24 protein-coding genes and 1 pseudogene are annotated in these 23,230 nt (G+C 64.4%); 11 read left to right on the top strand and 14 right to left on the bottom strand.

Translation table 11 applies throughout. The annotated features are described in order from the left end of the window. The first annotated feature begins 81 nt into the window (after positions 1–81). Positions 82–1,149 (top strand): threonine aldolase family protein, encoded by a 1,068-nt coding sequence (locus CI41S_RS14475; protein WP_139859821.1) that lies wholly within the window; start codon positions 82–84, stop codon positions 1,147–1,149. A gap of 61 nt (positions 1,150–1,210) precedes the next feature. Here the strand turns inward: CI41S_RS14475 and CI41S_RS14470 are convergent, their stop codons facing one another. The 5 genes from CI41S_RS14470 to grxD form a co-directional block, all read right to left on the bottom strand. Continuing rightward, positions 1,211–1,756 carry a hypothetical protein gene (locus CI41S_RS14470; protein WP_139484648.1) on the bottom strand — a complete coding sequence of 182 codons (546 nt, stop codon included), beginning with the start codon at positions 1,754–1,756 and terminating at the stop codon, positions 1,211–1,213. Between the two features lie 189 nt (positions 1,757–1,945). Beyond that, positions 1,946–3,205, bottom strand: a complete 1,260-nt coding sequence (locus CI41S_RS14465; protein WP_139859819.1) for a serine hydrolase domain-containing protein — start codon at positions 3,203–3,205, stop codon at positions 1,946–1,948. A 65-nt stretch (positions 3,206–3,270) separates the two neighbouring features. Beyond that, on the bottom strand, positions 3,271–4,548 hold the full coding sequence (locus CI41S_RS14460) for a serine hydrolase domain-containing protein (RefSeq protein WP_172628037.1): 1,278 nt from the start codon (positions 4,546–4,548) through the stop codon (positions 3,271–3,273). 43 nt (positions 4,549–4,591) lie between these two features. Next, positions 4,592–5,140: an O-acetyl-ADP-ribose deacetylase gene (locus CI41S_RS14455; protein ID WP_139859815.1), complete on the bottom strand. Its 549-nt coding sequence runs from the start codon at positions 5,138–5,140 to the stop codon at positions 4,592–4,594. Positions 5,141–5,155: 15 nt separating this feature from the next. Then, complete coding sequence (grxD, locus tag CI41S_RS14450) at positions 5,156–5,488, bottom strand: Grx4 family monothiol glutaredoxin (RefSeq protein WP_016843475.1); 333 nt, start codon at positions 5,486–5,488, stop codon at positions 5,156–5,158. A 283-nt stretch (positions 5,489–5,771) separates the two neighbouring features. On the opposite strand from grxD, the gene egtB reads away from it, so the two are divergent. Further along, on the top strand, positions 5,772–7,025 hold the full coding sequence (egtB, locus tag CI41S_RS14445; protein WP_139859813.1) for an ergothioneine biosynthesis protein EgtB: 1,254 nt from the start codon (positions 5,772–5,774) through the stop codon (positions 7,023–7,025). 53 nt (positions 7,026–7,078) lie between these two features. Further along, complete coding sequence (gene egtD / locus CI41S_RS14440) at positions 7,079–8,047, top strand: L-histidine N(alpha)-methyltransferase (protein WP_172628036.1); 969 nt, start codon at positions 7,079–7,081, stop codon at positions 8,045–8,047. Positions 8,048–8,167: 120 nt separating this feature from the next. Here egtD and CI41S_RS14435 read toward each other — a convergent pair. Both CI41S_RS14435 and CI41S_RS14430 read right to left on the bottom strand, forming a co-directional pair. Further along, positions 8,168–9,348 (bottom strand): annotated as a pseudogene (locus CI41S_RS14435) (low temperature requirement protein A). Between the two features lie 26 nt (positions 9,349–9,374). Beyond that, positions 9,375–9,611: a BolA family protein gene (locus CI41S_RS14430; protein WP_139484640.1), complete on the bottom strand. Its 237-nt coding sequence runs from the start codon at positions 9,609–9,611 to the stop codon at positions 9,375–9,377. A gap of 183 nt (positions 9,612–9,794) precedes the next feature. On the opposite strand from CI41S_RS14430, the gene CI41S_RS14425 reads away from it, so the two are divergent. Next, positions 9,795–10,154 carry a DUF427 domain-containing protein gene (locus tag CI41S_RS14425; RefSeq protein ID WP_139859808.1) on the top strand — a complete coding sequence of 120 codons (360 nt, stop codon included), beginning with the start codon at positions 9,795–9,797 and terminating at the stop codon, positions 10,152–10,154. Positions 10,155–10,236: 82 nt separating this feature from the next. Continuing rightward, entirely contained in the window at positions 10,237–11,379 is a 1,143-nt protein-coding gene (locus CI41S_RS14420) for an alpha/beta fold hydrolase (protein WP_139859806.1), read from the top strand. On the opposite strand, the gene CI41S_RS14415 is transcribed toward CI41S_RS14420, so the two are convergent. Then, positions 11,369–11,542 (bottom strand): DUF1328 domain-containing protein, encoded by a 174-nt coding sequence (locus CI41S_RS14415; RefSeq protein ID WP_024582607.1) that lies wholly within the window; start codon positions 11,540–11,542, stop codon positions 11,369–11,371. The genes CI41S_RS14420 and CI41S_RS14415 overlap by 11 nt on opposite strands. A 188-nt stretch (positions 11,543–11,730) precedes the next feature. Between CI41S_RS14415 and CI41S_RS14410 the strand changes: the two genes are divergently transcribed. Further along, positions 11,731–12,915, top strand: a complete 1,185-nt coding sequence (locus CI41S_RS14410; protein ID WP_139859804.1) for an acyltransferase family protein — start codon at positions 11,731–11,733, stop codon at positions 12,913–12,915. A 175-nt stretch (positions 12,916–13,090) separates the two neighbouring features. Beyond that, on the top strand, positions 13,091–13,351 hold the full coding sequence (locus CI41S_RS14405; protein WP_139484636.1) for a GlsB/YeaQ/YmgE family stress response membrane protein: 261 nt from the start codon (positions 13,091–13,093) through the stop codon (positions 13,349–13,351). Between the two features lie 42 nt (positions 13,352–13,393). On the opposite strand, the gene purL is transcribed toward CI41S_RS14405, so the two are convergent. Continuing rightward, complete coding sequence (gene purL, locus CI41S_RS14400) at positions 13,394–15,613, bottom strand: phosphoribosylformylglycinamidine synthase subunit PurL (protein ID WP_139859802.1); 2,220 nt, start codon at positions 15,611–15,613, stop codon at positions 13,394–13,396. A 159-nt stretch (positions 15,614–15,772) separates the two neighbouring features. Here purL and CI41S_RS14395 point away from each other — a divergent pair, with 159 nt between their 5' ends. Continuing rightward, the gene (locus CI41S_RS14395) at positions 15,773–16,258 is read left to right on the top strand and encodes a PaaI family thioesterase (RefSeq protein WP_139859800.1); all 486 of its coding nucleotides are present in this window, start codon (positions 15,773–15,775) and stop codon (positions 16,256–16,258) included. A 28-nt stretch (positions 16,259–16,286) separates the two neighbouring features. Here the strand turns inward: CI41S_RS14395 and pstS are convergent, their stop codons facing one another. From pstS to CI41S_RS14380, 3 genes are all read right to left on the bottom strand, one after another. Beyond that, positions 16,287–17,336 (bottom strand): phosphate ABC transporter substrate-binding protein PstS, encoded by a 1,050-nt coding sequence (gene pstS, locus CI41S_RS14390; RefSeq protein WP_139859798.1) that lies wholly within the window; start codon positions 17,334–17,336, stop codon positions 16,287–16,289. Between the two features lie 139 nt (positions 17,337–17,475). Continuing rightward, positions 17,476–17,880, bottom strand: a complete 405-nt coding sequence (locus tag CI41S_RS14385; protein WP_139859796.1) for a muconolactone Delta-isomerase family protein — start codon at positions 17,878–17,880, stop codon at positions 17,476–17,478. A gap of 135 nt (positions 17,881–18,015) precedes the next feature. Further along, the gene (locus CI41S_RS14380) at positions 18,016–18,309 is read right to left on the bottom strand and encodes a hypothetical protein (protein ID WP_139484631.1); all 294 of its coding nucleotides are present in this window, start codon (positions 18,307–18,309) and stop codon (positions 18,016–18,018) included. A 268-nt stretch (positions 18,310–18,577) separates the two neighbouring features. On the opposite strand from CI41S_RS14380, the gene CI41S_RS14375 reads away from it, so the two are divergent. After that, positions 18,578–19,543: a GlxA family transcriptional regulator gene (locus CI41S_RS14375; protein WP_139859794.1), complete on the top strand. Its 966-nt coding sequence runs from the start codon at positions 18,578–18,580 to the stop codon at positions 19,541–19,543. A gap of 16 nt (positions 19,544–19,559) precedes the next feature. On the opposite strand, the gene CI41S_RS14370 is transcribed toward CI41S_RS14375, so the two are convergent. Next, positions 19,560–20,270, bottom strand: coding sequence for a glutathione S-transferase family protein (locus CI41S_RS14370; RefSeq protein ID WP_139859792.1), 711 nt, complete (start codon positions 20,268–20,270; stop codon positions 19,560–19,562). 107 nt (positions 20,271–20,377) lie between these two features. Between CI41S_RS14370 and CI41S_RS14365 the strand changes: the two genes are divergently transcribed. After that, on the top strand, positions 20,378–20,710 hold the full coding sequence (locus tag CI41S_RS14365) for a winged helix-turn-helix transcriptional regulator (RefSeq protein WP_139484628.1): 333 nt from the start codon (positions 20,378–20,380) through the stop codon (positions 20,708–20,710). A 318-nt stretch (positions 20,711–21,028) separates the two neighbouring features. Then, positions 21,029–22,012 (top strand): DMT family transporter, encoded by a 984-nt coding sequence (locus CI41S_RS14360; RefSeq protein WP_139859789.1) that lies wholly within the window; start codon positions 21,029–21,031, stop codon positions 22,010–22,012. Between the two features lie 372 nt (positions 22,013–22,384). Here CI41S_RS14360 and CI41S_RS14355 read toward each other — a convergent pair whose 3' ends face one another. After that, a complete protein-coding gene (locus CI41S_RS14355) occupies positions 22,385–23,122 on the bottom strand; it encodes a tetratricopeptide repeat protein (RefSeq protein ID WP_139859787.1) in 738 nt (245 codons plus the stop codon). Positions 23,123–23,230: the final 108 nt, after the last annotated feature.

The following is a 23,230-nucleotide window of genomic DNA, read 5'->3' as shown; positions in this document are numbered from 1 at the left end:
ATGCGAAATACGAAAGGCCCCGGTTTTGCCGGGGCCTTTTTGTTTGGCTAAAGTCGCGGCACATCGATCGAGAGAAACATCATGCACTACACCCCTGCCCCGCCCGATCCCAAGGCTCCGCCCGTCCGCATCAATCTGCTGTCGGATACGCAAACCAAGCCCACACCGGCGATGCGCGAGGCGATGGCGAAGGCCGAGGTCGGCGACGAGCAGGTCGGCGACGATCCGACCACCAACGAGCTCAACGCCCGCGTTGCCGACCTGCTCGGCAAGGAAGCGGCGGTGTTCATGCCGTCGGGCACGATGTGCAACGTCGCGGCGACGCTGGCCTATTGCCGCCCCGGCGACGAGATTTTGGCGCATGCGACCGCGCATATTATCGCACGCGAGGGCGGCGCCCATGCCGCGCTCGGCGGCTTCCAGATCACGCCGCTGCCGGGCGATGACGGCCAGTTCGCGCCGGAGACGTTCCGCGCCGCGCTGCATCCGCGCACCCGTTATCAGCCGCTGCAGGTGCTGGTCAGCGTCGAGCAGACCGCCAATATCGGCGGCGGCACGATCTGGAAGAAGGCGGCGCTCGACGAGATCGTGCGCATCGCGAAAGCTCATGGCCTCGCCACCCACATGGACGGCGCGCGGCTCTTGAACGCCACCGTCGCCTCGGGCATCTCGCCGCGCGACATGACGGCCGGCTGGGATTCGGCCTGGATCGATTTCTCCAAGGGGCTCGGCGCGCCGATCGGCGGCGCGATCGCCGGCAGCCGCGCCTTCATCGACGACGTCTGGCGCTGGAAGCAGCGGCTCGGCGGCTCGATGCGGCAATCCGGCGTCGCGGCCGCCGCCTGCATCCACGCCCTCGCTCATCACGTCGAGCGCCTTGCCGACGACCACGCCAATGCGCGGGCGCTGGCGCGCGGACTGTCGCAGATCAACGGCGTCGAGGTGCAGGCGCCCGAGACCAACCTGGTGTTCTTCAAGCCTGACGGGGCCGGTGTCGCCGGCGACAGGATGGTCGCTGAGCTACGCAAGCGCGGCGTGATGCTGGCGATGATGGACGGAAGGATCAGGGCCTGCACCCATCTCGACGTGACTGCTGCAATGATCGACGAGGCGATCGGCCACGTCAGGGACATCGTGCGCGCGGCGTAGCTCCGTGGCCCGGATGGAGCGCAGCGAAATCCGGGCTACGAAACTGGCGGAACGGCCATCCTTACCGCTTCGTGGAATACGTGTCGTGCAGCAACCGCTGCTCATCCGCGTATGTTTGCAGCGCTTCGTTCTGCATTTCGTTCAGGTTCTTGAACGTAATCGCAACTTCCTTCCGACTAACCCGCTCGCGGCTGAATTCTCGCTTGTTGAGCGTCGCCTCGACATGCTCCGCGAACATGGGGACGCGCAGTTCCTCAGACGTCCGATTGATCGCGGACTCCTGCTTCGGATCGGCGCCGCAATCCGGAACGACACGGACCTTGTCGGGCCCGACGTCCGTGATCGCAACGTCGCATGTGATGAGCGGCGCCTTGCTTGCATATTTCATGTTGAGCATGACGCCCTTGCTCGAGCGACCGGTGCTCCAGATCTCGATCTGCCCGCTCTTGTCGCGCCTTGGAAGCGTGGTCTTCGCAGCCACCAGCATGGTCTGGGCCTGCTGCCTGGAATAGGGATAAACCGTGGGATCGGAGTTCGACGTGTCGTAGACGACATAGCCGCCGGCCAGACCTAAAGCGCCCAGCGTAGAAATGAGCCTGGCGTCCATATGACACCTCCGAATGGGGATCGGGCCATCATCGGACGAATACCGTTTTCAATCTGTTAGCGAGTAAGTCCGCTCCACAACCTTTGTTAATATTCGGCCAATGCCATCGCGACCCAGATCGATTTCATCCGCCGAGACTGGGGCTTAGCAGCATCGCCTGGCAATGAAAGATTAGGTCACCCCGCTCAGCTACCGCCCCATCGCCCGATAGATCAACGTCTTGAGCTCCTGCTGGATCCGGCCCCGCTGCGTCGGCGTCTGCATCATCAGGATGCCGAACAGATCGTCCGCGGGATCGATGAAGAAGAACGTGCCGCCGACGCCGTCCCAGCGATATTCGCCGAGCGGCCAATTGGTGTTCGGCGGCACCGAGGTGCGCACCGCAAAGCCGAGCCCGAAGCCCGAGTTCGGCCCCGGGTAAAAGTTCTGGTCGCGGATCACCCCGGTCTCGGGGCCGATATGGTCCGACGCCATCAGCGCGATGGTTTCCGGTTTCAGATAGCGGCGGCCGCCATAGCTGCCGCCGTTCAGCAGCATCTGCGAAAACCGCGCGTAGTCGCCGATGGTGCCGACCATGCCGCCGCCGCCGGATTCCCAGCGCAGCGGCTGCTTGATATCCCGCATCTCGGCGACCGGGCTGATCACGCGATCCTTCGGCATCGGCTCGGCGATCAGCGGCCATTTCGCCTTGTCGGCGACATAGAATTCGGTGTCGTTCATGCCGAGCGGGCCGAGCAGCCGCTCCTTCTCGAAGGCGAACAGCGTCTTTCCCGTGATCACCTCGATGATGCGGCCGAGCACGTCGGTGGAGTGGCCGTAGTCCCAGACCGTGCCGGGCTGCTCGGCGAGCGGCAGCTTGGTCAGCCGCGCCACCAGGTCGGCATTGGAGGGATCGTTGTCGAACAGGCCGGCATCGGCATAGGCCTTGTTGACGAGGCCGCCGCCATAGTAGCCGTAGGGCAATCCGGCGGTGTGGCGCATCAGGTCCTCGATCGTCACCGGACGCTTCAGCGGCTCCGTCGTCATCGCCAGCTTGCCGTCCTCACCACGCTTCTCCACCGCGACCTTCATGTCGGCGAAGGCCGGGATGTACTTCGAGACCGGATCGCTCAGCGCGAGCTTGCCCTCCTCGACCAGCATCATCGCGGTGACGGTCGTGATCGGCTTCGACATCGAGTAGAGGCGGAAGATCGTATCGCTGCTCATCGAGAACTCGGTGGCGGCGTCGCGCACCCCGAATTTCTCGTAATAGACCGGCTTGCCGTGCTGCTGAAGCAGCAGGATCGCGCCGGGAATCTTCCCGGTCACGATCTCGTTCCTGATGTAGTCGGAGACCTTTGCCAGTCCCTCCGGCGAGAAGCTGTGCGGCCGGCCCTCGGAGCCGGCCTTCACACCCGATGCGCCGAACGCGAGCAGGAGTGCCGCGACGACCGCGCGGCACCCACGCATGTCGAATCCTTCATTTGGGCGCGTTTTCTGCACGCGAACCGGTATCCACTTCGCTCGAAAACGCCCTAGTTTTCCATGGCTTCATAGACCAGCAGCTTCAGCGTCCGCTGGACGCGCTGCCGCTCGGTCGGCGTCTGCTCCAAGAGGACGAAGAACATGTCCTGCTTGCGGTCAATCACGAAATAGCAGCCGCTGGCGCCATCCCATTTCAGCTCGCCGAGATCACCGGGCGGCGGCGGCTTCGCGTTGCCCGGATCGGTGCGCACCCCGATGCCGAGCCCGAACCCAAAACCGTCGCCGGGGAAGTAGAAAAAATCGCGCTCGACGCCGGAGCCCGGGCCGACCCGGTCGGTGGTCAGTTCCTTGAAGGTCTCGGGCTTCAGATAGGTCTTGCCGTCGAAGGTGCCGCCATTGAGCAGCATCTGCGCGAAGCGCGAATAGTCGTGCATGGTCGAGACCATGCCGCCGGAGGCGGATTCCCATTTCTTGACCTTGGTCGGATCGTTGACCCGGCCGACCCGGAAATCGCTGTCGGTCGGCAGCGGCTCGGCCATCAGCTTCTGCTTCTCGGGATCGGTGACGAAGAAGCGAGTGTCGTTCATGCCGAGCGGATCGAGCAGCTTCTCGCGCTCGATCGTCAGCAGCGACTTGCCGGTGGCGACTTCCATCACGCGGGCCAGAATGTCGGTGGAATGGCCGTACTGCCAGAGCTCGCCGGGCTGATTGTGCAGCGGCAGTTTGGCGATCCGCTCGGCGAACTCGCCGAGGTCGAAATCGCCGCCGTAAATATTGGCTTCCTTGTAGGCCTTGCGGACCAGGCTGTTGCCATAGAAGCCGTAGGTGACGCCCGACGTGTGCGTCATCAGATCGAGGATCGTGATCGGCCGCTTCAGCGGCACCAGTTCGAGCGTCTTGTTTTCGCCTTCGCCCTTCTCGACGCCGACCTTCATATTGGCGAACGAGGGAATGTATTTCGAGACCGGATCGTCGAGCTTGTATTTGCCCTCCTCCAGCAGCTGCATCGAGACCACGGCGGTGATCGCCTTGGTCATCGAAGCCAGCCGGAAGATGGTCTGGTCGGTGATCGGCGCCTTGCTGACCACGTCCTGCACGCCGAAGGATTCGTGGTAGACCGGCTTGCCGTGCTGCTGGATCAGCACGATCGCGCCGGGAATCTTGCCGGTCGCGACCTCGTTCTTGAAGAACTCGCTGATCTTGGCGAGCTTGTCCTTGTTGAAATGCGCCCCCGCCGGAATCTCATAGGTGCCTTCGGCGCGCGCCGCCGGCGCCACGAGCAGCATTGCGCCAGCCGCCGCGGCACACAGCAATCGAAATGAACTCATGCAAATCCCTCCCCGGATATCACGGGGAAGTGTAGCGGCCGCATCAATCAGCACAAGGGCTGCCAAAGGCGGACAATGCGGCCTCATGCAGCTGGCCGCTTGCGGCGGAGAAGCAGCAGAAGATGACATGCGTCACATTGGGAGCGGCGCTCAAGGCGTCGGCCACGGCCTTGACCGCGATGCCGGCCGCGCGGTCCGGCGGGAAATGATAGACGCCGGTGGAAATCGCCGGAAATGCCACCGAGCCGAGCCCGTTGGCCTGGCACAGCTCGATGCCGCGGCGATAGCAGGATGCGAGCAGCGCATCCTCGTTCTGGGTGCCGCCATGCCAGATCGGGCCGACGGCGTGGATCACATGGCTGGCAGGAAGCCGGTAGCCCCTGGTGATCTTGGCATCACCGGTCTTGCAGCCGTGGAGCGTGCGGCACTCGGCGAGCAGCTCCGGCCCGGCGGCGCGATGGATCGCGCCGTCGACACCGCCACCGCCGAGGAGCGATGAATTCGCCGCGTTGACGATGGCGTCAACGCGCAACGTCGTGATGTCGGCAACGATGACTTCGAGCCGCGCGTTGCCGAGCTGGCGCGCCGTCAAGATCGGGCCGCCAAATCAGGCGGCAACGTCGACCGGGATGCCCTTGTCGGCAAACAGCTGCTGCAATTCACCGGCCTGGAACATCTCGCGGATGATGTCGCAACCGCCGACGAACTCGCCCTTCACATAGAGCTGCGGAATCGTCGGCCAGTTCGAATAGACCTTGATGCCGTTGCGCAGCTCGGCCGATTCGAGAACGTTGAGGCCCTTGTAGCCGACGCCGATGTGGTCGAGGATCTGCACGACCTGGCCGGAAAAGCCGCACTGCGGGAATTGCGGCGTACCCTTCATGAACAGCACGACGTCGTTCGACTTCACTTCATTGTCGATGAATTGCTCGATGCTCATTTTCGCTTCCTTGTGGGCGGCGCTCTCAAGCCGTTTCGGGCCGGCCCGCCCTTCTAACCCGTGACTGGCTATATATGTAGCTCAAACCATTGTGCATCCAAAGCAAAATGGCAGAAATCTGGCATGCGGCCGGCGCCGGGCCCCGCCGCCTGTGGATCATCTGATGGGACTAATATCATCCGTGTAAGGCTTTTTTTCCGTAACGGAGCCCCCATCTAGGACGAACTGCCCGTCGGGAACCAGTTCGCCAAAGCAACGTTCTCCTCCTGAACCGGAGACCATCGTGACGAAACCAGCCTCTGCTGCGGCCGCCCTTGCCACCGCCACCCCGTCACCGTCCTCCGATTCCGCTCTGCTCGCCCAGCGGCTGGTGGACGCTTACCGCGCGGTCCGCGACGAGACCGAGCGCCGGGCCGCGCCGCTGTCGCCGGAAGACCAGCTGATCCAGTCGATGCCGGACGCGAGCCCCGCCAAATGGCATCGCGCCCACACCACCTGGTTCTTCGAGCAGTTTCTGCTCGGTGAACACGTCGCCGGCTACACGCCGTTTCACCCCGACTACGCCTATCTGTTCAATTCCTATTACGTCAGCGCCGGCCCGCGGCACGCCCGCCATCAGCGCGGCCATCTGACCCGTCCGAGCGCCGACGAAGTCACCGCCTATCGTCGCCATGTCGACGCCGAGGTGGTGAAGTTCTTCCAGAGCGCGGGCGAAGAGAAGCTGCAGGCGCTGGTGCCGCTGGTCGAGGTCGGCCTCAATCACGAGCAGCAGCATCAGGAGCTGATGTACACCGACATCCTGCATGCCTTCGCCCAGAACCCGATTCCGCCGGCCTACGATCCAGCCTGGCGCTTCCCGGCCTCCAATGGCAGCACCGAGCAATGGGTGACGCTGAACGAAGGCATTCACACCGTGGGCCATGCCGACGACAGCTTCCATTTCGACAATGAGAAGCCCGCGCATCGCGCGCTGGTCGGCCCCGTGAAGCTCGCCAAAAACCTCGTCACCAATGCCGAATGGCTCGCCTTCATGAAGGACGGCGGCTATGCGACCGCGACGCTGTGGCTGATGGACGGTTTTGCGACCGTGAGCAACGAGGGCTGGCAGGCCCCCGGCCATTGGCGCGAGACTGGCGGCGAGTGGAAGATCATGACGCTCGGCGGCCTGCAGCCGATCGATCCGTCAGCCCCGGTTTGTCACGTCAGTTATTACGAGGCCGACGCGTTTGCGCGCTGGGCCGGCAAGCATCTGCCGACCGAGATGGAATGGGAGGTCGCCGCCCGCGCCGGCCTGCTCAATGACGCCTACGGCATCGTCTGGCAGTGGACCCGCAGCTCATACTCGCCCTATCCGGGCTACCGCGCGATCGAGGGTGCGCTCGGCGAATACAACGGAAAGTTCATGGTGAATCAGCTGGTGCTGCGCGGCTCGTCGCTGGCGACGCCGCCAGGTCACAGCCGCGTCACCTATCGCAATTTCTTCTATCCGCACCATCGCTGGCAATTCACGGGGTTACGCCTCGCCGACTACGCCTGATTGATTCCCGTCGACATCAAGTGCGCGCCGGTAAGCGCGTTCAGGAGAGTATCATGAATGTGCATGCCGCTGCTTTGGCCAAAGCCTATCCATTCGACGAAGCGACCTCGGCGTTTGCCGGCGACGTGATCGGCGACCTCGCCCGTCATCCGAAACGGCTGTCGCCGAAATATTTTTACGACGCCGCCGGCTCCGAGCTGTTCGAGCAGATCACGGTGCTGCCGGAATATTATCCGACGCGCACCGAGCTCGGCATCCTGCGCGACCGCGGCGACGAGATCGCCGCGATCATCCCGCAAGGCGCGGCGCTGGTCGAGTTCGGCGCCGGCGCCACCACCAAGGTGCGGCTGCTGCTCGAGCATTGCGAGTTCGGCGCCTATGTGCCGGTCGATATCTCGGGCGACTTCCTGAAGGCGCAGGCCGACGGTTTGCGCAAGGATTTCCCCGACCTCGGCATCTACCCGGTCGCGGCCGATTTCACCACGCCGTTCGCGCTGCCCGAGGCGGTGGCCGACCTGCCGAAAGTCGGCTTCTTCCCGGGCTCGACGCTCGGCAATTTCGAACCGCAGGAGGCGGCCAGCTTCCTGCGCAGCGCCCGAAAAATCCTCGGCCACGGCGCGCAGATGATCATCGGCGTCGACCTCGAGAAGGACGAGCGCACCCTGTACGACGCCTACAACGATGCGGCCGGCGTCACCGCGCGCTTCAATCTCAATGTGCTGGTGCGCATCAACCGCGAGCTCGGCGGCAATTTCGATCTATCGAGCTTCATGCACCGCTCGATCTACAACCGCGACCGCCATCGCATCGAGATGCACCTGATCAGCCGCAAGGCGCAGACCGTGCGCATCCTCGGCAACACCTTCGCCTTCCGCCCCGGCGAGACCATTCACACCGAGAACAGCTACAAATATTCGCTGGAGCGCTTCACCGCGCTGGCCCGCAGCGCCGGTTGGACGGTGCGGGAAAGCTGGACCGATGCGGCCAGGATGTTCTCGGTGCACGCGCTGACGGCGGAGTGAGGCCACCCCTTCGCCCCCGTCATTGCGAGGAGCGAAGCGACGAAGCAATCCATCTGTCCGCGCATTCGGAACGATGGATTGCTTCGCTTCGCTCGCATTGACGTGGATAGAGAGCGCGCGCTATTCCTCGTCCGCCGTCGACTGCAGCGACAGCGATTCCCACGTCGCGACCACGATCATGATCGCCGTCGTCACGAGCGAGAGCACAAGCGGCGACATCGCGCCGGCAAAATAGGCGGTCACCGCCAGCGCGACGATGCCGACGCCGTGCGAAAGCTGCAGGAAATTGCGGATCACGTATTTGAACAGGATGGTCCCGACCAGGAACAGCATGGGTCCGCCGACCGAGCTCACGATGGTCTTGAGATCGGAATGGCCGCCGGGATGCTTCAACACAAGTTCGTCGGCGACCGCGGTGAGGATGATGCCGCCGACGATCGGCATGTGCAGATAGGTGTAGGCGATCCGCGCCACCCGGCCGGACTCTTCCGATTTCGAGATCATGTCCGAGCCGGCCTCGGCGCCCTTGTGGAAATAGATCCACCACATCGCGATGCTGCCGACCAAAGCGGAGACGAACGCGGCCATGTTCTCCGGCGTCCAGGTCAGCTCGGCGAAGGTCGCGCCGTCGACGACGATGGCCTCGCCGAGCGCGATGATGATGAAGCCGGCGCAGCGTTCGGCCATGTGGCCGCCCTCGACCGACCAGGCCTCGATCGAGGACGGTCCGAGCCGCGGCGTCCAGAACCGCGCGGCCGGCGCGATGTATTCGATGGTCAGCGCCGCCATCCACAGCCACAACCGCGTCTCGTGCTCGGCGAAGCCGCCCAGAATCCAGAGCACGGCCGAGCAGCTCAGCCAGCCAGGATGCGGATCGCGTTGTGGCGGACCGCGGTCCGGCGCCGCGGCGTCGCCAGCAGCCAGAACAGGGTGCGGCCGGTCTGCATCGCCGCATAGGTGGCGGCGAACCACAGCCCGCGCCCCTCGAATGCGGATGGGATCGAGGTCGACAGCAACAGCCCGCCCAGCATCAGGACGAACAGCAGCAGGCGGACCGGGGTCAGGTCAGGATTGAGCCAGTTGGTGACCCAGGTGGTGTAGACCCACACCCACCACACCGCGAGGAACAGCAGCGTGACCTGGACAGCGCCGAGCGGAGTGAAATGGTGCAGCAGCGTGTGCGACAGCTGCGTGACGGCGAAGACGAAGACGAGGTCGAAGAACAGCTCGGCATTGGTGACCCGGCTGTGCTGGTTCGGCACGATGACGCGAAACATCGCGCCGCGCGGATTATCCACCATCGCTCCGCCCCCAAGCCTGCCGGGGGCTAGCCTTCAGGCACCCCGGTTTGCAGCGCCAGGGCGTGCAACACGCCGCCCATCTGGCCCTTCAGCGACTGGTAGACGATCTGGTGCTGCTGGACGCGGGACTTGCCGCGGAAGGATTCTGAAATGACGGTGGCGGCGTAGTGGTCGCCGTCGCCGGCCAGGTCGCGGATCGTTACATCGGCATCCGGGATCGCTGCCTTGATCATCGATTCGATATCACGGGCGTCCATCGGCATCCCAGTCAACCTCCTTCAGATCGTTCGAATCAGGCCGGCTCACGCGGCCGTGAATGCAAAACCTAGCGACAGTCGTCTTCTAGGTCATCTGGGGCGACACTATATTCCCATTCCCCGCGATTGAAACCTGCATCAATCGGTCACAAGCCATCACGCCGAAATGACCAGAAAAGGCGCAGAACCATGAAGCTTCCCGGCCCCGACCATCCGATCACGATCACGCCCAATCCGAAGCGCGTCCGCGTCACCGCCGACGGTGTCGTCATCGCCGAAACGACCCATGCGCTGACCCTGAAGGAAGCGAGCTATCCCGCCGTGCAATATGTCCCGCGCCAGGATGCCAATATGGAGCTGCTGGCCCGCACCGAGCGGACCACGCACTGCCCGTACAAGGGCGATGCGAACTATTTCAGCATCAAGGCCAACGGCAGGACCCTGGACAACGCGATCTGGACCTACGAGACGCCTTTCCCGGCGATGGCCGAGATCACCAATCACCTGGCGTTCTATCCGGACAAGGTGAAGATCGAGGAAGTGGCTTAGCCGTCAAGCGGACCGGCCTCCTCCTGCGACAACGGCCTGGCCGTTGCGCGGGGTGACGGATCGAGAAGCGAAAACAGCACCGATGCCGCGCAAGGCTGCAAAACTGGTCGGGCTCTCGATCCTGGGCATCGCCGCCGTTCTCATTGCGGCCGCCGCCGCCGGGTTAGGTTACCGCGCCTGGCGCCAGCAAGCTGCTGCGGAGATCCTGGCGATCCGCTCACCGAACGGCGTGCAGGAGGGACGCTATGTCGTCCTTGGTGGCATCCAGCAATGGATACAAATCCGCGGCGAGGATCGCGGCAACCCGGTGCTGCTGTTCGTTCACGGCGGCCCCGGCAGCTCCACTTTGCCGATCTCGTCGGGCTGGCGTCCCTGGGAGAAGTACTTCACCGTCGTGCAGTGGGACCAGCGCGGCGCCGGCCGAACCTACGGCATGACCGGCGATACGGTCGCGCCGACCATGACGCTGGAGCGGATGACCCAGGACGGCGTCGAACTCGCCGATTATCTGCGAAGGCACCTGCGCAAGGACAAGATCATCCTGGTCGGGCACTCCTGGGGCTCGTTCCTCGGCGTTCACATCGTCAAGCAGCGGCCGGACCTGTTCTATGCCTATGTCGGCACCGGGCAGGTCGTCGGCCGGGCGACCTTCGAGAAGGCGTTCGAGAACACCATCGCGCGCCTGCAGGCGCTGGCGCAGTCCGCCAACAACCGCGAGGCCCTGGCGGAGCTCGCGCCAATCGCTGCGAACCCCGTCGCCAATCCCGACAATCGGCTCGTCGCGGACAAATGGAGCAAGGCGTTGGCGCTGCCGCCGGATGCTTTCCGGCCGGCGGGTCCGGTCCCGCCGCTCTTCATGCCGGACTTCTCGCTGCTTGATTGGTACAACCGGCGAAGCGGCACCGCCTTCTCGGCAAAATATCTGCGCGGCAAAGTGAGCCCGATGTTTCAGCGCGACCTCGCCGCGTTGGGACTTGAATTTCCGGTCCCCGTGATCCTCATCGAGGGCGACGCCGACGACATCACGCCGAGCGGGCCTGCCGAACAATACCTCAAGCAGATCACCGCCCCGCACAAGGAGTTTGTGCCGATCCGCGGCGGAGATCACTTCATTCCGTTCGATCGTCCCGACCAGTTTCTGGACGAGCTGGTGGCACGCGTCAGGCCGCTCGCCAATCCTCCGGTCGCCGAGGCCGGTCCGATGGCGACCAGCGCTACACCCTGAAGATGGTGAGCCCGAGGATCAGCAGCACCAAGAAGATCACCACGAAAACATAAAACAGGAAGCGAGCGATGTCGGCCGAGGCCGCCGAGATGCCGGTGAAGCCGAGCAAGCCCGCAATAATCGACACGACGAGAAAGATCAGCGCCCACTTCAGAATTGTCATACTTGCTCCTGAAACCGCGCGGCACGCGCATCCAAACGGCGCTGCGATAACCAGCGCCGACGACCGCAGTTCCAAAAAGAAAAAGACCGAAAATGATAGACCTAGAGGCCAGCGAATCAACGCGATTGGGCCTTGCCGATTCCAGTTCCCAACTGCAACATCCGGCGAAAGACCCGGCTGGGGGCACCATGAAATCGATTGCGCACGCGGCTCCGGCCGTCGACGTCCAGGCAGCTCCGAAGGCCCATGCCCGCAACGTGGCACTGGACCGCGCCCGCACCTTCCTCACGTTGGTCGTGCTGCTGCATCACGCGGTGATCCCCTACACCCATTTCGGCCACACCGATCCGACGTCGTGGATCGGCTTCGACTGCGTGGTGCTCGCCACCGACAGCTTCTTCATGGCGATGTTCTTCTTCCTGTCGGGGCTGTTCGTCTGGCCGGGGCTCGGCAACAAGTCGCTGCTTGGCTTCCTGACCACCCGGCTGCTGCGGCTCGGCCTGCCGTTCGTGGTCTGCGCCGTAACCGTGATCCCGCTCGCCTATTGGGCGATCGAGCTGCGCCACACGCCGGGGATCTCTTTCGCCGAATTCTGGCGGAAGACCATGACGATCGGACCATGGCCGAGTGGACCGATCTGGTTCGTCTGGGTGCTGATGGTTTTTGACGTGACCGCGAGCCTGCTCTACCGGGTGTCGCCGCGGCTGCTCGATCCGATCAACCGGCTGTCGGAGAAAGGATTCGTTCGTCCGTCAAAATTCTGGCTGCTGCTCGTCCTGGTCAGCGCGGCCGTCTATCTCCCGATGCTGGTGAGCTACGGCCAGAATTACTGGTTCGAGTTCGGACCGTTCTCGGTACAGGCCAGCCGCGTGCTGCTCTATGCAGCTTATTTCTTCATCGGTGCCGGCATCGGCGCCGCCAACCTCGAGGGCGGCCTGCTCAGCGCGCACGGACGGCTGACCCAGCGGCGCTGGTTCTGGACCGGCATCACGCTGATCCCCTATGCCCTGATGTGGACCATGATCTATATCAAGCGCGAGGTGATCGGGAATCCCGATCCGCTGCCGGGCTGGTATCTTGCGATCTACGGCACGTTTTACGTGCTGTTCAGCGCCTCGATCCTGTTCGCGATCCTGGCCTACTTCCTGCAATCGAAGGCGTCAGGGCCGACTTTGCTCGACCGCATGCAGGGCGATGCCTACGGCATGTTCCTGGTGCACTATCCGATCGTGCTGTGGCTGCAATACTGGCTGTTCGATTTCGACCTGCCGGCGATCGCCAAGGCGGCGATCGCATTCTTCGCCACCGTGGCGCTGAGCTGGGCCGTCACCGCCGTGCTGCGCAAGATCCCCGGCGCCAAGCACGTGCTGTAGCTTGGACGAAACTAAGCCACATCGATACTGCGTCTTTCTCCCGCTCGCGGGAGGATTAGGGGCTAACTGCGAATCAGTGGCGCGCACGAATCTGCGCGCAACCTGCCATTGATCACATGGCTGTCGATGATTCTCAGGTATGCTGGCGGCACTGATCGACCCAAAGGAGTCTCAGATGCAAGACCCGCAAATCGGATGGATCGCCGCAATCATCGTCGGGGGACTGGCGGGCTGGCTGGCCGAAATGTTCATGAAGTCCGGCACCGGCATCGTCATGAATATCATCCTCGGCATCGTCGGCGCGGCGCTGGCGAACTGGCTGCTCGCGCTGCTCGGCGTGTCGCTGGGCGGCGGCTGGATCGCCTACCTCGTGGCCGGCTTCATCGGCGCCTGCATCATCATCTTCCTGTGGCGCGCGATCCGGGGCCGCGCTTAGCCCTCACGGCACGTTTGCAAGACAACGCCTGATCCGGCCGGATCAGGCGGCGGCGCCCCGCATGTAGTTCGGCAGCCAGTGCTCGAAAGCGCGGGACAGCTCCTCGATTGCAACGGGCGCCTCGCCGGCGACGGCGATCGCATCTCCGCCGGTGGTGCCGATGCGCGCACAGGGCACGCCCGCGCCCTTCATCTTCGCGAGCACGAGGCCGGCGTCCGCCGCCGGGACGGTGACGATGTAGCGGGCCTGGTCCTCGCCGAACCAGTAGGCATGCGGCACGATCGAGCTCGGCGCGGCGAGCAGCTGGGCGCCGATGCCGCTGGCGATCGCCATCTCGGCGAGCGCAATCAAAAGCCCGCCGTCGGAGACGTCATGCACCGCGGTCGCGGTGCCGGCGTGGATCATGCCTCTGACAACGTCGCCATTGCGCTTCTCGGCGGCGAGATCGACCGGCGGCGGAGCGCCCTCCTCGCGGCCGCAGACATCGCGCAGATAGACCGACTGGCCGAGCCAGCCCTGGGTGTCGCCGATCAGCAGGATCGCCTCACCGGCGGCCTTGAACGCCAGCGTCGCCGACTTCGTAAAGTCGTCGAGCACGCCGACGCCGCCGATCGAGGGCGTCGGCAAGATGCCGCGGCCGTTGGTCTCGTTGTAGAGCGAGACGTTGCCGGACACCACCGGGAAGTCCAGCGTGCGGCAGGCTTCCGAGATGCCCTTCAGGCAGCCGACGAACTGGCCCATGATCTCGGGACGCTCGGGGTTGCCGAAATTGAGATTGTCGGTGATCGCGAGCGGCCGGCCGCCGACCGCGGTGATGTTGCGCCAGGCTTCCGCCACCGCCTGCTTGCCGCCCTCGAACGGATCGGCCTCGCAATAGCGCGGCGTGACGTCGACAGTGAGAGCCAAGCCCTTCGGCCCATCCTCGATGCGGACCACCGCGGCATCGCCGCCGGGGCGCTGCACGGTGTTGCCGAGAATGACGTGGTCGTACTGCTCCCACACCCAGCGCTTGGAGCACAGCTCGGGTGTACCAATCAGCGTGACCAGCGCGTTCGAAATGGCGAGCGGCGGCTTGACGTCCTGGCCGCGGATCATAGCCTGCGCGCTGGAGGCGACATGCGGGCGGTCATAGACCGGCGCCTCGTCGCCGAGCTCCTTGATCGGCAGGTCGGCCATCACGTCGCCGCCGTGCTTGACGACGAAGCGCTTGGTCGGCGTGGTGTAGCCGACGATGGCGAAATCGAGTCCCCATTTGCGGAAGATCGCCTCGGCCTGCTGTTCCTTCTCGGGCTTGAGCACCATCAGCATGCGCTCCTGGCTCTCCGAGAGCATCATCTCGTAGGCGCTCATGCCGGTCTCACGCGTCGGCACCGCGTTGAGGTCGAGCTCGACGCCGAGATCGCCCTTGGCGCCCATCTCGACCGCCGAGCAGGTCAGGCCCGCAGCGCCCATGTCCTGGATCGCGATCACGCAGCCCTGCTCCATGATCTCGAGGCAAGCTTCCAGCAGCAGCTTTTCGGCGAAGGGATCGCCGACCTGCACGGTCGGGCGCTTCTCCTCGGAGGCGTCGTCGAATTCGGCCGAGGCCATCGAGGCGCCATGAATGCCGTCGCGGCCGGTCTTCGAGCCGAGATAGACGATCGGCATGTTCACGCCGGACGCCGCCGCGTAAAAGATCTTGTCGGCGTCGGCGAGCCCCACCGCCATCGCGTTGACCAGGATGTTGCCGTCATAGCGGGTGTGGAAGCGCACCTGGCCGCCGACCGTCGGCACGCCGAACGAATTGCCGTAGCCGCCGACGCCTGCCACCACGCCGGACACCAGGTGCCGGGTTTTTGGATGCTCCGGCGCGCCAAAGCTCAGCGCATTGAGGCAGGCAATCGGCCGCGCGCCCATCGTGAAGACGTCGCGCAAAATGCCGCCGACGCCGGTGGTCGCGCCCTGGTAGGGCTCGATGTAGCTCGGGTGGTTGTGGCTCTCCATCTTGAAGACCACGGCCTGGCCGTCGCCGATGTCGATCACGCCGGCATTCTCGCCCGGGCCCTGGATCACCCAGGGCGCCTTGGTCGGCAGCCCGCGCAGATGGATACGCGAGGACTTGTACGAGCAGTGCTCATTCCACATCGCCGAGAAGATGCCGAGCTCGGTGAAGGTCGGAACCCGCCCGATCAGCTTCAAAATGCGCTCATACTCGTCCGGCTTCAGCCCGTGGGCGGCGACGAGTTCGGGGGTGATTTGGGGCTCATTCTTGGGCGCGGTCATGGGTCCTTTAATAGGTAGATCGAACGGGGGCGAAAAGGCCTTTTAGGGGGCATTTTCGGCCTGTCCAAAGCTTTGCGGCCGGTGGCTGCGGCACGGCGTTTGCACAATCGGGATGGATCGGATTTAAGGATCAAAACCCGATAATTGAAGGCCAATTTCGTGAACGAGCTAGCCGAGACCGCACTCAAGTCCGCATTCAACCTCCGCCCCGATCTGCACGTCGAAACCGAGGGCGAATTCGCCGGCTGGCGAACCTGGAGCCACGACAATTTCGAGACCAATAGCGGCCCGTTTTACCACCGGATGGACGAGAACGGCCGCATCGCCTGCGCATTCCGGGTCGGCAAGAAGCACCTCAACGGCTCCGGCAACGTCCATGGCGGCTGCTTCATGACGTTCGCCGACTACTGCCTGTTCGCGCTGGCCGGCCCGCTGCTGCAGGGTCCCGGCGTCACGGTGGGCTTCTCCTGCGAATTCCTCGACGCCGCCCGCGAGGGCGAGCTGATCGAATGCGACGGCGAGGTGACGCGCGCCGGCGGCTCGCTGATCTTCCTGCGCGGCACGCTGCGCGCGGGGACGCGGATGCTGTTCACCTTCTCGGGCACCATCAAGCGGGTGAAGCGCAAGGCGCAGGCCGGGGCCTGAGGCCAATCCGGCCGAGGGCCGTTTTGGATCAGCGCTTTGCCGGCTGCGCCGACGCGGTGAGCGCCTCGAAATTCTGCTGCCAATAGGACTCGATCTGCTCGATCAGCGCCGGCGGCAGCGGCACATAGCTGAGCAATTCGGCCTGCGGCTTGCCGCTTTCCAGCGACCAGCGGAAGAACTCGATCGCGGTGGCCGAGCGTTCCGGCGATTTCGGCTGCTTGTACATCAGCACGAATGTGGTGGCCGTGATGGGGTAGGCGTCCTCCCCCGGCGCATTGGTCAGCACCAGGTGGAAATCCTTCGTGGCCTTCCAGTCGGCGCTGGATGCGGCAGCCTGGAAGGATGCGGCGTCCGGGGTGACGAAATTGCCGGCGCTGTTTTGCACCAGCCCGAAGGAGATCCTGTCGAGCCGCTGCAGCGCGTAGGTGTATTCGAGATAGCCGATCGAGCCGGGAATCAGGCTGACCAGCGAGGCAACGCCATCATTGCCCTTGCCGCCGAGCCCCACCGGCCACTCGACCGTGGTGCCCTCGCCGACCTTTGCCTTCCACTGCGCGCTGATCTTCGCGAGATAGTTCGACCAGTTGAACGTCGTTCCCGATCCATCGACACGATGCACGACGGTGATCGCCACGCGCGGCAGCTTGAGGCCCGGATTGATCGCCTGGATCGCCGGGTCGTTCCACGACCTGATCTTGCCGAGATAGATGTCGGCGAGCAGCTGGCCGGTGAACTGCATCTGGCCTGGCTTAACGCCGTCGATGTTGACCACCGGCACGACGCCGCCGATCACGATCGGAAATTGCATCATGCCGAGCTTGTCCAGCTCGGCCGGATCAAGCGGCATGTCGCTCGCCCCGAAGTCGACGGCCGCCTTCCTGATCAGGCCGACGCCGATGCTCGAGCCGACCGGCTGGTAGCTGACATCATTGCCGGTCCTGGTCTTGTAGGCGCTGATCCATTTCGCCATCACAGGCGAAACGAAGGTTGATCCCGCGCCTTTTGTCTCCGCAGCCAGGCTTGGCGTTGCGACGACCAGTGCAGCGAAGATGGTCAGTCCCTTGAGATGTTTCGTCATGGCTCGAGCCTAGCAGGACGAACGACAACATCATGTGGGCCACGTCACAAAACCGTAACATGGGCCGCAGCACCGGACAACGATGCTCCGCCACCGCAGGAGGCCCACGGGATAGACCAAACGGGTCAAGCTCAGGGAGCTAAGGCGAGCGGGTGCTCGGGCCCAGCAGTTGGCGAAGCGGATTGAGCGGAGCAAGCGGCGTCAGCTCAAAACTCATCAGATGGGCCTGGCCCAGCGGCAATTTTTCCAGCATCTCGCGGGCAGCCGTGGCATCCGTAACGTTCAGGATGAACACCACACCGGGACGTCCCTGTAGCGAGAACCACTGGTCGATCTTGCCATCGAGGTAGAGCTTGACGGTCTCTTGCACTTCGGTCGGAAGGATCGCCCGTGCCGCGGCCGGATCGACGCCCCGATTGAGCGTTCCGACCGCCAGGATGCGCGTCGTCGGCGTCGGCGGAGTTGCGGACTGCGCGCGGCCACCGTCCACTCCCATCAGGCAGATGATCAGCGCAGCGATGGAGCCAGCCAGAGCGTTGTTCATTTTCGTACTCCTCATTCGGATTCAATCGAGTTTCACTCGCGCTTGCCGCATCGCGCTGCGCGGAGGCGACCGCCCCTCGGCGCCGGCGAAATGATGGATTTCATCTTGCCGCTGGCGCCTCGGGGATCGCAGCGGTTACTTGCCCTGGATCAAGAGACCCAGCGGCGCCAGCGGACCGACCGGGATCACGTCGTATTGCGCAAAGCCTTCGGTCACGAGCGGCATGGCTTCGACGGTCGCCCGCGCCTGTTCGACCGACTCGGCATTCATGAGAAAGATCACGCCGGGCTTGTCCTGGCGGAAGAAGAACTGCTCGATCTTGCCGTCGAGATAGAGCTGCAGCGTCGCCGGGACTTCCTTCGGCATGATCTGCTGCCGCTGCTCCGGGGTGACCGGCTTGGTGATGTTTCCGATAGCGATGACTTTCATGTCCGTTCTCCTGTTCGTCGTCAGATGTTTGCCGGTGCTATCCAGCTCGAAAGTGCGAGTCGAATAGCGGCGTAAGCGCCATTTTTCGGAGCATTTACGCCACCGAAAAATCGATGATCGCTGCACGAACGCGTTGTTTTTCAATCGATTATGTGTACATCTCCGATTGTAGGCTTCGCGCTTCCGCGATCACCGACAGCGCAGGATTTAGCGTGCGGGCTGCGAAATCGGTATTGCCGCAAATGCCAATCTTGAGGCCATTTACGCCATGCGCATTTCGATCCTCGCGCTTGAGGGGTTTTGGGACACCGGGCTCGTCGTGACGCTCGACGCGCTCGCGCTCGCCAACAAGTTCGCAGCCGCGCAGTTGGGCGGTGCGCCGCGGTTCGACGTGTCGGTCGTCGGCGTGCGCAAGCGGGTCCGATCCGGCCAGGGATTTGCGATGCCGGTGCAATCGATCACGCCGGATTCGAAACCGGATTGGGTGATCGTGCCGGCGCTCAGCACCGGCCAGCCCGAGCAATTGCTACCGGCGCTGGAACGCCGCGATGTGCATCAGGCGATCGCACAACTGCAGACGTGGTACGCCGCCGGCGCCGGCATCGCGGCGTCCTGTATCGGCACATTCGTGCTCGCCGAGAGCGGGCTGCTCGATCAACGGCAAGCAACGACGACGTGGTGGCTGTCGCCGCTGTTCCGGCAGCGCTACCCGAACGTCCGGCTCGATGAGACGCGCATGCTGGTGACCTCGGATCGCATCGTCACGGCCGGCGCCGCGATGGGACATCTCGATCTCGCGCTCTGGTTCATTCGCCAGGCGAGCCCGGAGCTGGCAAACCTCGTCTCGCGCTATCTGCTCGCCGATTTGCGCTCCTCGCAGGCGCCCTACATCATTCCCAATCATCTGGCGCAGGCCGATCCGCTGATCCTGCGTTTCGAGAAATGGGCGCGCGAGCATCTGAAGGAAGGGTTCTCGCTGCAGGACGCCGCCAAGGCGCTGGCGACCAGCGCCCGCACCTTGCAGCGCCGCTGCGAAGCAGTGCTCGGCAAATCGCCGCTGTCGTATTTCCAGGACCTGCGGGTCGAGCGCGCACAGTCGCTGCTGCACGGCAGCGGCCTTGCGCTCGACGCCATCGCCGCCGAGGTCGGCTACCTCGACGGCGCAACGCTGCGAACGCTGTTGCGCGAACGCCTCGGGCGCGGCGTGCGCGAGCTCCGCGCCGACCTGCGCTAAGCGGCAGGGTACGACGTCAACGCGATGCGCCGAAGCGCTCGATGACCTCGGCGAGTGGAATGTGTCCTACGCAGGCGCCGCTCCCCGCGCTGCGCTCGCCGCTCTCCAGCGCCGTCGCATGGATCACGGCCGGATCGGCCTCGAGCCGCGCGCGAAGCGCATCCAGTTTCGGCCAGCGGCCGCGATCGGCCACAGCATGAAAATCGAGCCAGCGCGCCACGCCGATCAGCAGCGCATCCGCCAGTGTCGGGCGCTCGCCGAGCAGGAACGGGCCCTCGCCGATCAGTTCCTCGAGCCGGTCGTGCCGCTGCACGACGTTGCCCTGCCCCCATCGCCGCAGCGCCGACTGCATGGCCGGATCAGGCGTCTGCATCTCCAGCGCCGCCCACAGCGGGCTGAACGCCGCGGTGAAGCCGGTGTTCACGAACGCCATCAGCTGGTGCATCCGATCGGCCTCCGGCGACAGCGGATCGAAGCTGATACGGCGTTCGCCATCACGCGCCGCGAGCCAGCCTGCGATCGCCATGTTCTCGGTCAGCACCCTGCCCTTGTCGGTGACGAATGCCGGCGTCTCGTGCCGCGGATTGATCCGCGCATAGGACGGAAGGCGCATCTCGCCGAGCATGTCGACGCGGCAGAGGCGATATGGCTTGCGCAGCCATTCGAGGGCTGCGACGAGCCCCATGGAGCTTCCCAGCGGGAAGCCATAGATAAGGATCGGTTCCATGATGTGGTCTCCGGTGATGTCAGTGATCGCGCTGCGCAGCGGAGGGGGACCCTAGTCACCACATCGGCGAAGTAAATTACGCACCTTTTTGTAACCACGAGCGATCCATGAAATCTCGCGTCTCCCGCTGCCCGATCGAAGAAGTCATGCAGATCCTGAGCGGCCGTTGGCCGACGCTGCTGATCTACTATCTGAAGCAGGGCACCAAGCGCTTCAGCGATTTGCGCCGCGACAATCCGACCATCTCGCACAAGATGCTCGCACTGGAGCTGCGCAAGCTGGAGGACGCCGGCATCGTCACGCGCACCGAATTCGATGGATATCCGTTGCGCGTCGAGTACGAGCTGACGCCGGCCGGCGAGCGGCTGGTGCCGCTGATCGATGCGCTGGGCGACTGGTGGGAAGCGACGTCGGACGCCGGCGTACCATCCATTGCTTGAGCGATGACGACACGGATCGCTCACACGTAGCCCGGATGAGCGCAGCGACATCCGGGGCTGCTCCATCGAGTGATCGCGTCTGCGTCCCGCATCTCGCTGCGCTCATGCGGGCTACGCGTTGCCAGCGACACCACGATGGAAATTCCGCGACACGGCACCGCTGCGCGAGCGCATCCGGCGCAACGCCCCTAGCGTTCCCGCACGCCGCCGCGTTACATTCATTCTCACACGCCGATGCGCGGGGGAGCCAATCAAGGTGCCGAAGAGCACAGCCAGAGCATGATCCGGAAAAGTGTGAAGCGGTTTTCCGAAAGGATCATGCCTAAACAAACAGCCAGTACGGGCGGCGTGACGGCTCCCGTGCCGACGTCCACTCCGTCCATCGCTGCGCCCGGCGCGCGCGGCTGGCGCGACTATGCGCTGCTGCTGGCGCTGGCTTGCTGCTGGAGCTCGACCTATCCGCTGACCAAGATCGGGCTCGGCTCGATCCCGCCGATCACCTTCATCTCGGCGCGCTCGCTGGTCGCAGCCGGCTTCCTGCTGATCGTGCTGCGGCTGCGCGGCATGCGCATCCCGACCGATCTGAAAGCGTGGAAGCTGTTTGCGGTCCAGCAGACCATCAACTCCACCGTCCCGTTTCTGGTGATCACCTGGGCGCAGCTCTATGTGCCGGCGTCCAACACCGTGGTGCTGGCCTCGACGACGCCGATTTTTGCCTTCCTGATCACCTGGACGATCACCCGGCACGAGCCGGCCTCGCTGCTCAAGCTGATCGGCGCGGTCCTCGGCCTCGCCGGGACGGTCGCGATCATCGGCCTCGACGCGCTCGGCGGCTTCGGCAAGGAGATTTTCGCCGAGATCGCGATCCTGCTCGCCACCGTCTCGTTCGCCTGCGCCACGATCTTTGGCCTGCGGCTATCCGACTACGATCCGATGGTGGTCGCGGCCGGCTCACTGCTGTTCGGCGGCACCGTGCTGTTGCCGCTCGCGCTGATCGTCGACCAGCCGTGGACGCTGCACCCGACGCCGCAGGCGCTGGCCGCCACCATCATCATGGGGATCTTTTCCAGCGCGTTCGGCCTGATGCTGTTCTACATGTGCCTGACCCGGCTCGGCACTCTCACCACCAACGCGCAAGGCTATCTGCGGATTCCGATCGGCGTGGCGCTCTCGGTCGTGCTGCTCGGGGAAACCGTACCGTCGAATCTCGCGCTCGGCCTCGTGCTGGTGATGGCCGGCGTCGCCGCGATGACGGTGCCGGGCGAGACGTTCAAGCGCGGGCTGCGGCGGCTGCGCAAGTGAGGTGAGCACACGGCTCAGGCTCCCTCCCCCCTTGCGGGGGGAGGGTTGGGGAGAGGGGTAAGCCACGGGCGAGATGATTGATGAAGAGATTGCTGTCGCAACTTCGACATCGCGTGATCGGCGTTCGTCGACAGAGCACGTCGTGTGGCACCCCTCTCCCTAACCCTCCCCCGCGAGGGGGGGAGGGAACCCTTCCACTGGTGCCTTCCTTACGTCGGCAAAGCAGCACTATCCGCGTCATTGCGAGCGAAGCGAAGCAATCCATGGGTCCGCTTATGCGGAGCGATGGATTGCTTCCGCCTTCGCCGAGGCTTCGGCGGACAGGTCGTCGCTTCGCTCCTCGCAATGACGGCCGGATAAGCTGACAGCAGCTCACGCCGACAGCTGCTTCTCCGCGATCGACAGCCACTCGGCCTGGGCGTCGCGCAGATATTTTGGCGCACGGCGCATCTGGATCAACAGCTCGTTGAACACCATGCGCGCCTCGGCGGTGCGGCCGACCAACTGCAGCAGCAGGCCGTAGCGCACCCGCGCTTCGGCGCCGGGGAAATATTGCGTGACGTCCTGATATTCCTGCAGCGCCTCGTCGACCCGGCCGATTTCGGCGAGCGCGCGGGCATAGAGCAGGTGCCCGTCGGCGGATTCGAAATCGGGCCAGCGCTCGCGCAGCGCATCGAGCGTCGCCAGCGCATCGGCGGGCTGCTTGCGGGCGAACTGGGCCTGCGCCTTGGCGAGCGCATAGGCCGGATCGTCGCCCTGCGGCAGCTGCATGATGTGGTCGTAGTGACCCTCCGCCTCCTCGTAGCGCCCGACATTGTGGCACTCCTGGGCGAGCGCGGCGCGATTGGCGATCGTGTCTGACGTCGCCAGCTTGTCGGACAGTTCGCGATAGCGCTTCTCGGGATCGAGCCGATTGGCGACCCGCTTGCGGGCTTGCGCGGCCCCGGGCCCGCCCCACCATTCCGGAATCAGTTCGACCACGATGTAGGCGAGCCCGCCGATCAGCGGCACCATCAGGATGATGAACGCCCAGGGCTGCAGACGCCCGGTGCGCGCGGCGTGCCAGATCAGCGTGATGTCGAGCAGCAAGACGACCAAGGCAAAGGGCATGTCGAGTTTCCCCAAAACGGCCGGAGACCTCAAAATCGCGCCCGTGATAGCGTGTCCGGCATGCCAAAACAATCCCGGGTTGACGCATCAGGCGGTTTAACGTGTAGG

Origin of the sequence: Bradyrhizobium ivorense (assembly GCF_900696085.1) — a bacterium.
In the GTDB taxonomy this organism is placed as follows: Bacteria; Pseudomonadota; Alphaproteobacteria; order Rhizobiales; family Xanthobacteraceae; genus Bradyrhizobium; species Bradyrhizobium ivorense.
The sequence above is the reverse complement of the archived record's forward strand: the minus strand, read 5'-3'. Positions and strand labels throughout refer to the sequence as shown.